Below are 12,502 nucleotides of genomic sequence, written 5' to 3'. Positions count from 1 at the left end.
GGGTGAAGCCTCGCGTTCGTCGTCCTCGTCCGGCCGATATGGCAGTCCCCGTCGGTGCGCGGTCGGTGTTCACCGACGGTGCGTGTTCGCGCAACCCCGGGCCTGGGGGATGGGCCTGGGCGTTGTCGACGAGCGAGTACGCCGCCGGTCATGAGGCTGACTCCACGAACCAGCGGATGGAGATCCGGGCCGCCCTCGAGGCCGTACGGGCGAACGATGGTCCACTGCTGGTGGTGTCGGATTCGACGTACGTGGTCAACTGCTTCCGCGACGGGTGGCACATAGGTTGGCTTGAGCGAGGCTGGCTCACCTCGGCGAAGAAGCCGGTCGCCAATAGGGACCTGTGGGAGCCGCTGGTGGAGTTGGTGATGAAGCGCGAGGATGTCGCCTTCCAATGGGTGAAGGGGCATTCCGGCCACGAGATGAACGACTTCGTGGACACCCTGGCCGTCGCTGCCTGCTTCCCCGAGCGCTGACGACAAGAAATCCAGTGGTCCGGCATCGTCGGGCCCACTACGCTCGAACCTCAATCAGTTGACGAGTGAGGGGAGCCCGGCCGTGCGTAACCGCATCGCTGTGAGTGTTCCCCGGTACGACGTGATCCTCGTGTCTCCGGGTGTCAGGTGCCGGCTGCGCGGCCGGCTCCTGTCCGCGACGAACTGACCCAGCCTGTCCTGCTGGCCGCTTCGTCGGGGAATTGCGCTGTCCCGATCCGGATCATCATCCGAAAGGCCATCGGCCATGCGTACCAACCTCAACCACAATCGCCCGCTGTCCGGCCTGCGCAATGTCGGCATCCTCGCCCATGTCGATGCGGGCAAGACCACCGTCACCGAGCGGATCCTGTACCTCACCGGTACCACCCACAAGCGCGGCGAGGTCCACGACGGCACGACCGTCACCGACTTCGACTCGCAGGAACGCGACCGCGGCATCACGATCTTCGCCGCGGCCGTGAGCTGCGACTGGGGCGGGCACTCGATCAACCTGATCGACACCCCGGGCCACGTCGACTTCGCCGACGAGGTGGAGCGCTCGCTGCGGGTGCTCGACGGTGCCGTCGCACTGTTCGACGCCGTCGCCGGAGTGGAGCCGCAGAGCGAGTCGGTCTGGCGACAGGCCGACCGGCACGGGGTGCCGCGGATCGCGTTCGTCAACAAGATGGACCGTCCGGGCGCCGACCTCGACGCTGCGGTGGACTCGATCCGCGAGCGGTTGCACGTGACCCCGCTGGTGGTCCAGTTGCCGATGGGGGAGGAGGCCGAGTTCAGTGGAGTGATCGACCTGCTTGCGATGCGGGCGTATGTCTGGGTCGGCGACACCATTGCGGTCGGCCCGGTGCCCGATTCCCTTGTGGAGCAGGCGATGCGACGGCGTCGGTTGCTTGAGGAGGCGGTCGCCGAGCTCCACCCGGTCGCGCTGGAGGAGTTCGCTGCGCGGTCGACGGTCTCGGCGGAGACGCTGGCTGTTGCGCTGCGGGAGCTGACTTTGGCTGGTACGGGCGTGGTGGTGTTGTGCGGATCGGCGTACCGGAATCTCGGGATCGAGCCGCTGCTGGACGCCGTCGTCGCTTATCTGCCTTCACCGCAAGAGGTGCCGGCGGTGCGCGGGATGTTGGATGGTGTCGTGCAGGAGCGCGTCGCCGACCCGGGAGCGCCGTTCGCGGCCCTTGTGTTCAAGGTCAGCTCGACCGCTACTGGGCGGCTGACCTACCTGCGGGTGTATTCGGGAACGATTCGGAAGGGAGAGACGGTGATGGACGCGGGTGTGGGACGCACTGAGCGGATCGGCCGGATCCTGCGCGTGCAGGCCGACGAGCACGTCGAGATCCAGCAGGCGTTCGCCGGTGACATCGTCGCGGTCGTCGGGCCGAAGTCTGCCCGGAGCGGCGCCACCCTGTGCTCGCCAACGGCGCCGCTGGTTTTCGAGCCGCCGGTCGTGGCTGACCCGGTCGTTTCCGTGGCCGTCGAGGCCCGCTTCGGGACCGACACCGACCGCCTCGCGTCGGCACTGACGCGCCTGGTCGAGGAGGACCCTTCGCTGACGGTTCGGACCGATTCGGAGACCGGTCAGACGCTGTTGTCTGGCATGGGCGAGCTGCATCTCGAGGTCGCGGTGGAGAAGGTACGCCGTGCTCACGGGCTGGAGGTCGGGGTCGGCCGGCCGCAGGTGACGTACCGGGAGACTGTTGTGCGTGGCGTGTCCGGACTGGTGTACCGGCACGTCAAGCAGGACGGCGGGGCCGGTCAGTTCGCCCAGATCACCCTCGATGTGGAACCGCTGGCTGATGACGACTTCGTGTTTCGCTCAGTCGTTGTTGGTGGACGGGTGCCGCAGGAGTATGTCCGCGCAGTCGAGGCAGGCTGCCGGGATGCTCTGGTCGAGGGTCCTCTCGGCGGGCACCGGGTGACTGGGGTGCGGGTCACGCTGACGGATGGAGCCACCCATTCGAAGGACTCCTCGGAGTTGGCGTTCCGTACGGCCGGTCGACTGGGCCTCCGCGAAGCGCTGCGTGCCAGCGCGATGGTGCTCCTGGAACCGGTCGCCGAGGTCACGGCGACCGTGCCCGAGGACGCCGTCGGCGGCGTGCTCGGCGACCTGGCGGCACGGCGCGGCCAGATCTCGGGTACGACCGCGCGACCGGGCACGATGGTGATCGTCGCCACCGTCCCACTGGCCGAGCTGTTCGGCTACGCAACCCAGCTACGCAGCCGCACCCAGGGCCGGGGAACCTTCGTGACCCGCCCCACCGGTTACGTACCAGCCGTAAGGTCGTCTGAAAGTTCGTCCCGGTAGATCCGGTGCCCCCACAGATCGCGCCCGCAGGCGTGGTCTGTGGGGGCCTAGGGCAACGAAGAACAGCCGGACCTTAGCCGTGCGACAGTTGCTCGACTATGACGATCTTTACGTTCCACCTCGCGGAGCTCCGACCGGCGACGACGGCGCGGGCATTGTGGAAGGCACCGACCATGCCTGGGTTGCGGTACGCCGAGTGCCTGGCGCTGATGCGTCTCGGTGCTCCGACGGTCTCGCCGGCCCGGATGCAGTTGCGGCGGATGGCGATGTTCGCGCGGTGGGAGGACGAGGCGGCGGTCGATGCCTTCCTGGCGGATCAACCCTTGGGCAGGGAGTTGGCTGCGGGCTGGCATGTTCGCATGGAGTTCCTGCGGCGTTGGTCGCGGCTTGCGGCGTTGCCCGATCTGCCGGCGAGGGCGGGGGAGTGGGACGCTGCCGAGCCCGTCGTGGCGGTGACGGTGGCGCGGATGCGCCTGTTGGAGGTACCGAGATTTCTCAAGTGGGGCAAGCCCGTCGAACGCTTGGTTCGCGACCATCCGGGGACGACGCTGGCGCTGGCCGCGATGCGTCCGCCCCGGACGATCTCGACGTTCTCGATCTGGCGGTCCATACGGGAGATGGAAGAGATGGTGCATGGCCATAGCGCCGTCCCTGACTCCGACCGTCATGCCGTCGCGATGACCGAACGCCGCCGCCGGGACTTCCACCACGAGTTCGCCACCCTCCGCTTCCGGCCCCTGTCGGAACACGGCTCCTGGCAGGGACGGAGCGAGATCGTTCCCTCTCGTTGACACGCGGAACACCAAGGTGACTCCGTACGGGCTCGGCACGCTCATGTTCGCGACGCAGGTCGGCAACCCCGACCCGGAGGATTCGGTCAAGATCATCCACAAGGCACTCGATGCCGGGATCAATCTCGTCGACTCCGCCGACGTGTACGGCGACTCGGAGCAGGTCGCCGGCCGGGCGCTCAAGGGCCGGCGTGACAGCGTGGTGCTCACGACAAAGGTCAGCCGCCCGATGGGCACCGATCCGAACCAGCAGGGCGCCTCCCGGCGGTGGATCACGACGGCGATCCAGAACTAGGCCCTGCGCCGCCGCCCTCCGGCGAACCCGCGTACCGCGGCTTACCCGCCTACTTCTTGGACAGCTTCACCCCGGTTCTCGCCCAGTTCCTGAACACCGCAGCAGCAACCGGCCAGACCAGAGCAGACACCTCTCCCGACGACCTGATGCGAGCCCTCAGCGGCATCGCCGCCCCAGACGACCACGCCTACGCCAACCGCGTGATCACCCTCTTGGTAGACGGCCTCCGCAACGGCCCAACCGCCAGCCAGTAACAAGCCGCTCGCCCGCTGTGTATCAAGGCGCCTTCGACGTACTCCGCTTCTATGAGCGTCGAACCCCGGAGGGAGGTGCCCGGATGCGTGATGACCCGGACGTCATCCGAATGGTGGTGGGCGCCAGAGATGGCGACAGCGGCGCCTGGGACGAGTTGGTCGAGCGGTATGCACCGCTGGTCTGGTCGATCTGCCGGCGCTACGGACTGTCCGCCGCGGACGTCGACGACGTCGGTCAGAGTGTCTGGTTGCAACTGGTCGAGCACCTGACCGACCTGCGCGAGCCGGCCGCGCTGCCCGGTTGGATCGCGACGGCGACTCAACGGAACTGCCTGCGGCTGGTGCGGCTCAGCAAACGGACCGAGCCTGCCGACCCGGTCGAGTTGTTCGCGGCGATGCCGTCCGATCTCGTCCCGGTCGACCAGGAACTCCTGCGCCACGAGCGGCACGCGGCGGTCCAGGCCGCCTTCGGTCAGTTGTCTCCGCGCTGCCGGCTGTTGCTCTCGATGCTCGTGCAGGACCCACCGGCGGCGTACCTCGAGATCAGCGAGAAGCTGCACATGCCCGTCGGCAGTATCGGACCCAACCGGGCCCGTTGCCTCGACCGGTTGCGCCAGGCACCGGCGCTCGCCGCCCTGATCGAATCCTGCAACGAGCGCCCCAGAGCGTCGGACGGAGGTGAGTGGCATGGCCGGCCAATGGTGGACCGATGATGACCAACTGCTCGAGGTACTACGTGATGCGTTGACCAGTGCGAGTGAGATGCCGCCCGGTTTCGTCGAGGCCGGCAAAGCGGTGTACGCCTGGCGCACTATCGATGCGGAGCTGGCCGCGCTGACCTACGACTCCGCCTGGGAAGGCGCCGAGGTGGGCGCCACCCGGGCAGCGGAGAGCGCCAGCCTGCGGAGGCTCACCTTCGCGTCCGAGACCCTGAGCATCGAGCTGGAGCTGACAGGGGACGAGATCCTGGGGCAGGTCAGCCCCCCGCAGGCCGGCACGGTGCAGCTTGCCGCCGGGGCCGACGATCTCGGCACCATACCGGTCGACGATCTCGGGTTTTTTGTGGTCCGGCCCGTTCCGAGCCGTCCGTTCCGGATCATCTGCAGAACCGACTCCGGCGCGGCAGCGCTGACGGGCTGGGTATCCCCGTAGCCGACGTCGTATCAAGCGCCGGATCCGTGTCTCCGAGTCAGTGAGGTCCTTCCGGGACCTCACTGAACCGGTGAGAAGGATGATCCCGATGGAGCTCAGAGACCGGCGGCCGATGACGGGAACCCCGTACCTGCGGTGGTTCTTGGTACTGGGCGTGCTCACGGTCTTGTTCGCCCTGCCCGTGGCCGGGACCGCGTGGGCGGGCAACGGCGGCGAGCCGACGCTGAAGCTCGACCCGCCGAGCGGTGAGCCCGGCAGCCAGGTCACCGCCGTCGCCAGTGGATTCGGGCGATGCCTCCCGCCTTCGTCGCCATCGCCATCGCCGTCGGCACGCCCCGCTGAGCCTCTCGTCCCGGCCGCATTGAGGTTGGCCGGCGGAGGAGTGGAGTTTGTCTGGGACGAGAAAAGGGTGGTCGCCGAGGCGACAGACTCCGGCAAAGGTGTCGCGAGCGCACAGTTCCTCGTTCCCGCCGACGCGACGAGCGGGGTGCATACGGTCCTTGCGCGCTGCGCGAGGACGGACTCGCTCAAGATCGAGGCGCCCGCGCCGTTCGAGGTGATTCCTCCGGCGGATCCGATCCTCGTGCCGAACGTGATCGGCATGGATCGCGACCTGGCGGAGAAGACCCTGGTCGGCGCGCAACTGTCGCTCGGCCGGATCACCGGGGAAGGCAGCAAGGTCACGAGCCAGAAGCCTGGTCCCGGCGTCGCGGCAGAACCCGGCAGCCCGGTCGACATCGACCTCCACCTGGTGAAACCGAAGCCCGTCCACAAAGTCCTGGTTCCGAGACTGATCGGGCGGAACATCGCCAAGGTTCCTACCCTGCTCGGCGCTCGCCAGTTGGTACTGGGTGGGGTGACCGGCGAGGGAAGGATCGTCAGGGACCAGTTTCCCACCGCCGGTACGCCGGTCCTGGTCGGCAGCGCCGTCAGCGTCAGCATCCAACGGGATCTCGACGCTGAGGTCATGATCCGCGTGCCCAATCTGGTGGGACGTACGGTGTCGGATGCTCGATCGGCGCTGACGTCCGTCGGACTGAAGCTCGGAGGAAAGCCACAGCTCGCCCGCAAGGTGGCTACGCAAAAGCCAGCTTCCGGGACGTTCGTCAAGGACGGAAGCCTGGTGACCGTATCGCTCGTGGCGATCCGGCTCGTGCCGGTACCGGATCTTGTCGGTAGCGAAGTGGCCGATGCCCGTACGGTCTTGTCCACGGTGGGTCTGGTGCTCGGAAACGCCACCACCAGTGATCACGCCATCGTGAGTCAGCAGCCGGCCGCGGGGACCATGGTGCCGGCCGGAACCAAGGTCACAGTGACGTTCGCGGAGCCCTTCTCGTGGGCGTCCGTAGCCGGGCTGCTGGCCGTCCTGTCAGGCGCCGCAGCGGTCGCGACCCGGATGCTGCGACAGCGGCTGAACAAACGATGGGTGCGCCGTTCGGTGGGGATCGTCGTGAGTCCGGTAGCTGGCGCAGTACCGACGATCACTGAGACAGGCGCGAACCACGGAAGACCGGTCGTCCGGATCGAACCGTATGCCGACCGCGGTACCCATGTTCTCGAAAGGTCTGACTCATGATTGATTCCACTCTGGTGCTGGACGTCGCGGCGCCTGCTCCACTGACGGTCCGCGCGCTGCTGGCCGGCAACGGTTCGGTCTCCGAGACGATCGAGCAGACGATCGGCGACGACGACATCGCCCGAGCTGCGTTGCGCCCGGTCCGTCGGCTGACCAGGTCGGCGGTGGCCGGGATCGATCACGAGGTCGCCGCGATGGCGGAAGAGCTGCTGGACCTGGACCTCGGCGACCTGCTGATCGCCGGCTGGCGGAAGTACACCGAACTTACCGATGCTGCCCGCCGGACGCTCGCCGTCCCCGGCAGCCGGGAGCTGGTGAGCCTGGCAGCGCACCGGATGCGATCGACCTACGCGCCGCGAGTAGATCTGGTGGTGAACGGCGCGACGCTGCATTCGTTCGAGTTCGAGCTGGTCGTGGTGTTCGAGGTGACCGGACTCGAGGCGGTCGTCCGGGCCGGCACGCTGCTGAGACTGAACAGTGGCAGATGCGTTGTGGAGGCGACCCTGAGCCTCGACAGTCTGCGCCTCGCCGAGCAGCGACGCGCCGTCGACCTCGAGTTCTTGGTGCGTCTGAATCCACCGCTGCCGTTGATCTGAGGACAGGAGGACCGCACTGTGACACAGGGGACGAGGGTGGCCGATGCTCAGGCTCCGAGGGCGATGAACGACTGCGCGGCCGCGCGCGCGGAGTGGCTGTCGGCCGCCGACGCCCGGGTCCGGGCAAGCGCTTCGGCCAGGTCGTCCCCGGCGCGCAGCCGGCCGTGCAGGTCGAGCATCAGCGGCACTGTCGCCGGGTCGTTCACCGGTACGACGCTCGCCACGACGCCGGCAGATCCGAGTGCGACCAGCGCACTGACCAGACCGAGCAACTCGTCCGCACCGCTGGGTCCACCGAGCGCCGAACTGCAGCTCGACAGGACGACTCGGTGCGGGGCTCGGTGCAGCCGTTCGAGGTCGTACACCGTCAGCGGTCCGTCATCCAGTTCGAGCGCCGAGAACAGCGGGCTGTCCGCCCGGAACGTGCCGTGCGCGGCCACGTGCACCAACGATGCGCCATCCACCGCCTTCAGAACCGCTTCCGCGGTCGCACCACCGTCGGTGAGCACGACCGCATCCGGATACAGCTCCGACAGCCGGCGTACCTCCTCGTGTCCGGTCGACAGCTCGGGACCGCCGATCAGGACCACCCGCTCGGTCGACGGCGGTACGGCCTTCCGGGCACGCAACCAGGCCGCGGCCGACGGAACCACCGAGGTCGGTCGATGCCGCAAGGACGGCAGCAGGCTCCACGGAACGGCGTGCAGCCGGCCCGTCGGTACGACGACCGCCGGACCGTCCTGCAGGTGCTTGATCGCCTTGCCGAGGAGGACCGTTTCTAGTCGGGCCCCGATGGCGTCGAGGTCGAGCTGGTTCGTGCCGTGTGCTGTCGCTGCGCGGCGCAGTGCGAACAACGCGTGGGACAGGCGATGAGTCGCCAGCGCGGTGGGGCCGACGAGCTCGAGGTGGACCCGGCCACGCGCGACCACGATGGCGTACAGCTGGTCATCGACGTCGGTGAGCTCGACCAGCGTGCGGTCGCCGAGGTGATCGAGCAACTCGTCGACGCGGAACTGGTCGGCCCGCTCACCGATCGCGCCGGGCGTCAGCAGGACCCGGCGACGTACTGCGGATTCGAGGCGGCGGCGTTCGCGGTGCATCGGGCCAGGACCGGGCCCGCGATCGTAGCTGGCCTCCAGCCGCTGGGTCAGGCGACGCAGCGCGGTCAGATCGGTGACGAGGCCGGCGTCGTCCTGCGGCCGGACCGGCGGAATCGCCAGCACCGTGGCCCGCCAGCGCTCGCTCCACTCGAGGATCTGCCGCGCGTTGCGTCGTTGGACGGCGTACCGGAGTGCGATCGCGGCGAGCTCGGCGCCCTGTGCGGTAGCGAGGACGCGCAGTTCAGTGGCGCCGAGGGTGCGCAGGTAGACCTCGATCAGGTTCAGGCCCTGTCGGCAGGCGGCCAGCATCGCGCGGGAGCGGCCGTCGTCCTGGTGGAGTGTGGCTTGGGCGAGCCAGCCGGCGCCGCGTGCTCGCAGACCACGGTTCCGGGCTCCGGCCGCGATCTTCAGGTGGTACCTGGCCTTGGCCGGATCGTGTCGGGCAAGCGCAAGCCGACCGGTCAGCAGATGCGCCTCGGTCGCGAGGTCCGGGTCGAGCCGGTCGAGCTCGGTACTGATCCGTTGGCCGGTACGGAACAGTCGAGCTGTTCGATCGCCGCCCGCATAGCGGAACTGGAGCAGTGCGAGCTCCGCGCGCGCCGCCCACCATGGACGCTGCTGGCGCCGGAAGAGCGTCAGTGCATCCCGGCTGCGGCTCTCTGCGACGTCGATCGCGCCGGCGGCGTGCGCTGCGAGTCCCGCGCAGTACAACAACTCCGCGCGCCGGGCCGCCGAGCCGTGCTGCTTCTCGATCCGGTCCAGCGCGCTGTTGATCTCGGTGAGTGCGTCCCGCGACAGGCCGGCCGCCAGCAGTACCAAACACTTGTTGACGTACAGATCCGGCTCCAGAATGCCGAGCTCCTCGACCATCTGCTGTGCGTCGTCCAAGTACTGCAGTGCCTTCGGCAGGTCACCACGGGCGAAGGCCGCGGCACCACGGGCCTGCCGGGTGTCGGCGTACTCGGCTTGCTGGCCGCTCCTCATGAACAACTGCTCGCTGCGGGCGTAGTCCTCGTCGGCGCGGTCGATCGCTCCCATCGCGAGCAGCACCATCGCCCGGTGCGTCAGCGCCCGGGCCTCCCAGACCAGGTCGCCGGTGTCGCTCAGAAACTCGACCGCGTGCTCGGCGTCGGCCAGGGCCTCGGCATGCCGGCCGAGCAGCGCTCCGCGGACCCAGACGCGCCGGACCAGGATCCGGCCGGCATGCACACCGGTCCGGCCGGGCACGATCGAATCGAGAAGGGCGAGCCCGCGGCTGGTCTGGCCGGCCATCACCAGGGCAACTCCGAGGCTGGCCTGAATGTCTGCCTCGCGGTCGGGATCGGACGCCCTGCGGGCATGCCGGTACGCCGCCCTGAGCTCCGCCACCGCTTCGTTGATGTCACCGAAGTCACGGTGCACAACGCCTGCCGCCTGGTGGGCTGCCGCGGCCTCGGCGTCGGAGGGGGTGTTCGCGAGAACCTCGCGGGCCAGCCTCAGCGCGTCAGCCGGCCGCGACAGTGCCAGCGCCTGCAGGTCGTCGGTGTCCACGGTAAAACCGCCTCCCCTACCTGGACACCTTCGATCGTAGTACTCCGCCCCAGTAGTTCCGGAAGGTTTCACCATCGAGGAGGAGACTGAAATGCCAGCGGATCAACAGCTCAAGGACGCACTGAACGTCATCGTGGAGGACCTGGATGCCGGTAAGGCATCAGCTGTGGGGAGCGAGCGGTGGTACGACAGCGTGGCCGTCCATCCGTACAACTGGGAAGACCTCGGGTACGCCGAGTACTACTACCGCCGGGACACGATCCTGGTCCGCACCGAGGATGTGAAGCGGGTCATCCGCGCGCTGCGTGAAGACCCGAGATCCCTCCCTGACCGCGACGGAGACAAGTTTCCGGACAATTGCGACCCGGCCGGTCCGGGACCGATCATCCCCGGCCATGTGGCCATCGATCAGCTGCCGGTCACTGACGGAGTCACCGGTCTGGTCTGGCGCTACGGCAGGACCAGCCGCTCGGTGGATGACGGGGGCCGTGGGACGTACGGTGGAGACGACTTCGACGACGTCGGCGGTGAACCGGGCGGCCGTCCCCATGACGACGATCCGCTGTCCACGCCACGTGTGCTGGAGCGCCTGGACTTGAGGGTCGGCGTAGGTGTTGGGACGCCCTGCCACGCGCTCTGGTTGTGCACTACCGCTGGTAACGGTCATCCGTGCCCGGCGACGGAGCCCGCCGAGGTACCGGCCATGGCGGGCCCGGTACCGCCGGTCAACAGCGGGATCTGCTGCGGGACGCGTGGATGGGACGGCGATGGCGTGGTGGTCGGCGTCGTCGACGGCGGGCTGGTCGCGGACGCGCAACAGTGGCCGTGGATGGCGGGTGTGCAGGGGGACCTCGATCTCTCCGTTTCGCCCACCAAAGTCATCGAGCCGTACGCCGGCCATGGGACGTTCGTGGCCGGCTGCGTGCGGTGCATGGCGCCGAAGACGGAGCTCTGGGTCAAGAAGCCCAAGGCCGTCGACATCCACAAGCACGGCGGAACGGCGTACGAGCACGAGATCATCCGGAGCATGATCGACCTGCTCAACCTCGGTGCGGACATCATCGTCTGTGAGTTCGACGGCGTCACCCGGCTCCACCTACCGATGCATACGTTCGACGCCTTCTACAACAGGCGTTTGCGTCATCTGAACGTCGTCGTGGTCGCCCCGGCCGGCAACGACAAGACGAATCTGCGCACGTTCCCGGCGGCGTACGACTGGGTGATCGGCGTCGGCGCCCTGTCCGCGAACGGCAACACTCGTGCGGTCTTCTCCAACTACGGCCACTGGGTCGATGTGTTCGCCCCCGGCGAAGACCTGGTGAACGCGTTCCCGACCGGCGACTACACGTGTTACGAAGACCCTCGTGACCCTAATGACCCTCATGAGCGAAGGCACTTCAAGGGCCTGGCGAGCTGGAGCGGAACCTCGTTCTCGGCACCGCTGGTAGCCGGCATGATCGCGGCCCGGATGTCCGCCACCGGCGAGAACGCACCCCGCGCGGCAAAGGCAGTCCGGAAGTTCGCCCGGTCCCAAGCAGCACCAGGCATCGGCCCGGTCCTGTACCCACACCAAATCTGCGGCAAGTGCCGATAACTTTGAGCCCCCGTGGTGCATCGAACAGGTGTCCTGAGGGGGGCAACGTGAAGTCTTTTCACAGCATTCGTTCTGTTCACCTCCATCTACCGATCCGCCCCAGCTGTTCGAACTCGCCGCCATGCTTCTGCACGCGGTTCGCGGTCCCGCGATGAAACGTCACGCATTCGCTGGCAGGTTGCTGACGGCCACACTGGTAACAGGTCTGCTCCTGTGGGGGAGTGCGTCTGCGTCAGCCCAGCCTGTCGCCGGCAGTACAGACCTCACCAGCCAGACCAGCAAGGTCCGGCCGCCGGTCTACAGCAACGTACGGGTCAAGTGCCACGACCTCGGCGCCGACGTCTTGGCCAAGCTGAGAAACACCAACCCGACGGAGCAGATTTACATGGTCGGGTTCCACGCGGGCGATGTTCATGCCAACTACGTGGTGAATCTCGCCCCGCACGGGTCTGAGGACGTCGCGTTCTGGGCGGAGACCAACGACACGTACGAGTTGCAGGCCCAGAACGTCGACGGGGACGTCGTCGCTCTTTTCCGGGTGCGGGTGAAGTGCGCATTCAAGCCGCCGACCGGTACGCCGACCGCTCCGCCATCGGGCACCTCAACCGCACCGCCGTCCGAGACGCCGACCGCCGTACCGTCGACGCCAGTAGCCGTGCCAACCGCCGTGGAGGCCGGCCTTCCTGGCCCTGTTGCGCAAGATGATTCCAGCCACGGCTGGACGATCGCAGGCAGCGGCCTGCTGGCCGTCGCCATCATGATCGGACTGGCCTCGCTGCTGGTACGTCGTCGCCGCGGACTGCACCAGCGCTGACAGG

General features: G+C 67.9%; 12 protein-coding genes. 11 read left to right on the top strand and 1 reads right to left on the bottom strand.

The features are described 5' to 3' along the window. The first annotated feature begins 2 nt into the window (after positions 1-2). The 9 genes from OHA70_RS33415 to OHA70_RS33375 all read left to right on the top strand — a co-directional run bounded on the left by OHA70_RS33415 (position 3) and on the right by OHA70_RS33375 (position 7,460). Complete coding sequence (locus tag OHA70_RS33415; RefSeq protein ID WP_328324494.1) at positions 3-476, top strand: ribonuclease H family protein; 474 nt, start codon at positions 3-5, stop codon at positions 474-476. 265 nt (positions 477-741) lie between these two features. Continuing rightward, complete coding sequence (fusA, locus tag OHA70_RS33410) at positions 742-2,796, top strand: elongation factor G (RefSeq protein ID WP_328324491.1); 2,055 nt, start codon at positions 742-744, stop codon at positions 2,794-2,796. Positions 2,797-2,894: 98 nt separating this feature from the next. Continuing rightward, complete coding sequence (locus tag OHA70_RS33405; RefSeq protein WP_328324489.1) at positions 2,895-3,587, top strand: hypothetical protein; 693 nt, start codon at positions 2,895-2,897, stop codon at positions 3,585-3,587. A 16-nt stretch (positions 3,588-3,603) separates the two neighbouring features. After that, entirely contained in the window at positions 3,604-3,882 is a 279-nt protein-coding gene (locus OHA70_RS33400) for an aldo/keto reductase (protein ID WP_328324487.1), read from the top strand. Continuing rightward, on the top strand, positions 3,855-4,136 hold the full coding sequence (locus tag OHA70_RS33395; protein WP_328324485.1) for an SbtR family transcriptional regulator: 282 nt from the start codon (positions 3,855-3,857) through the stop codon (positions 4,134-4,136). Before OHA70_RS33400 ends, OHA70_RS33395 begins: the two co-directional genes overlap by 28 nt. Before the next feature lie 83 nt (positions 4,137-4,219). Beyond that, the gene (locus tag OHA70_RS33390; protein WP_328324483.1) at positions 4,220-4,849 is read left to right on the top strand and encodes an RNA polymerase sigma factor; all 630 of its coding nucleotides are present in this window, start codon (positions 4,220-4,222) and stop codon (positions 4,847-4,849) included. Beyond that, positions 4,824-5,288, top strand: coding sequence for a hypothetical protein (locus OHA70_RS33385; protein ID WP_328324481.1), 465 nt, complete (start codon positions 4,824-4,826; stop codon positions 5,286-5,288). The genes OHA70_RS33390 and OHA70_RS33385 overlap by 26 nt, the downstream gene beginning before the upstream one ends. Positions 5,289-5,376: 88 nt before the next feature. Beyond that, positions 5,377-6,864, top strand: coding sequence for a PASTA domain-containing protein (locus OHA70_RS33380; protein ID WP_328324479.1), 1,488 nt, complete (start codon positions 5,377-5,379; stop codon positions 6,862-6,864). After that, a complete protein-coding gene (locus OHA70_RS33375; RefSeq protein ID WP_328324477.1) occupies positions 6,861-7,460 on the top strand; it encodes a hypothetical protein in 600 nt (199 codons plus the stop codon). The genes OHA70_RS33380 and OHA70_RS33375 overlap by 4 nt, the downstream gene beginning before the upstream one ends. Before the next feature lie 47 nt (positions 7,461-7,507). Here OHA70_RS33375 and OHA70_RS33370 read toward each other — a convergent pair whose 3' ends face one another. Beyond that, entirely contained in the window at positions 7,508-10,090 is a 2,583-nt protein-coding gene (locus OHA70_RS33370; protein ID WP_328324475.1) for a CHAT domain-containing protein, read from the bottom strand. A gap of 91 nt (positions 10,091-10,181) precedes the next feature. Between OHA70_RS33370 and OHA70_RS33365 the strand changes: the two genes are divergently transcribed. Both OHA70_RS33365 and OHA70_RS33360 read left to right on the top strand, forming a co-directional pair. Further along, positions 10,182-11,684, top strand: coding sequence for a S8 family peptidase (locus OHA70_RS33365; RefSeq protein ID WP_328324473.1), 1,503 nt, complete (start codon positions 10,182-10,184; stop codon positions 11,682-11,684). 151 nt (positions 11,685-11,835) lie between these two features. Further along, positions 11,836-12,498 carry a hypothetical protein gene (locus tag OHA70_RS33360; RefSeq protein ID WP_328324471.1) on the top strand — a complete coding sequence of 221 codons (663 nt, stop codon included), beginning with the start codon at positions 11,836-11,838 and terminating at the stop codon, positions 12,496-12,498. Positions 12,499-12,502: the final 4 nt, after the last annotated feature.

The organism is Kribbella sp. NBC_00382 (assembly GCF_036067295.1).
GTDB lineage: Bacteria > Actinomycetota > Actinomycetes > Propionibacteriales > Kribbellaceae > Kribbella.
Note: the sequence above shows the minus strand (reverse complement) of the source record. Positions and strands in the feature narration are given on the sequence as shown.

Coding starts and splice junctions, on each gene's coding strand:
- OHA70_RS33385 (WP_328324481.1), top strand. CDS start 4,824: ATGGCCGGCCAATGGTGGACCGATGATGACCAACTGCTCGAGGTACTA.
- OHA70_RS33365 (WP_328324473.1), top strand. CDS start 10,182: ATGCCAGCGGATCAACAGCTCAAGGACGCACTGAACGTCATCGTGGAG.
- OHA70_RS33360 (WP_328324471.1), top strand. CDS start 11,836: ATGAAACGTCACGCATTCGCTGGCAGGTTGCTGACGGCCACACTGGTA.
- OHA70_RS33405 (WP_328324489.1), top strand. CDS start 2,895: ATGACGATCTTTACGTTCCACCTCGCGGAGCTCCGACCGGCGACGACG.
- OHA70_RS33390 (WP_328324483.1), top strand. CDS start 4,220: ATGCGTGATGACCCGGACGTCATCCGAATGGTGGTGGGCGCCAGAGAT.
- fusA (WP_328324491.1), top strand. CDS start 742: ATGCGTACCAACCTCAACCACAATCGCCCGCTGTCCGGCCTGCGCAAT.
- OHA70_RS33380 (WP_328324479.1), top strand. CDS start 5,377: ATGGAGCTCAGAGACCGGCGGCCGATGACGGGAACCCCGTACCTGCGG.
- OHA70_RS33375 (WP_328324477.1), top strand. CDS start 6,861: ATGATTGATTCCACTCTGGTGCTGGACGTCGCGGCGCCTGCTCCACTG.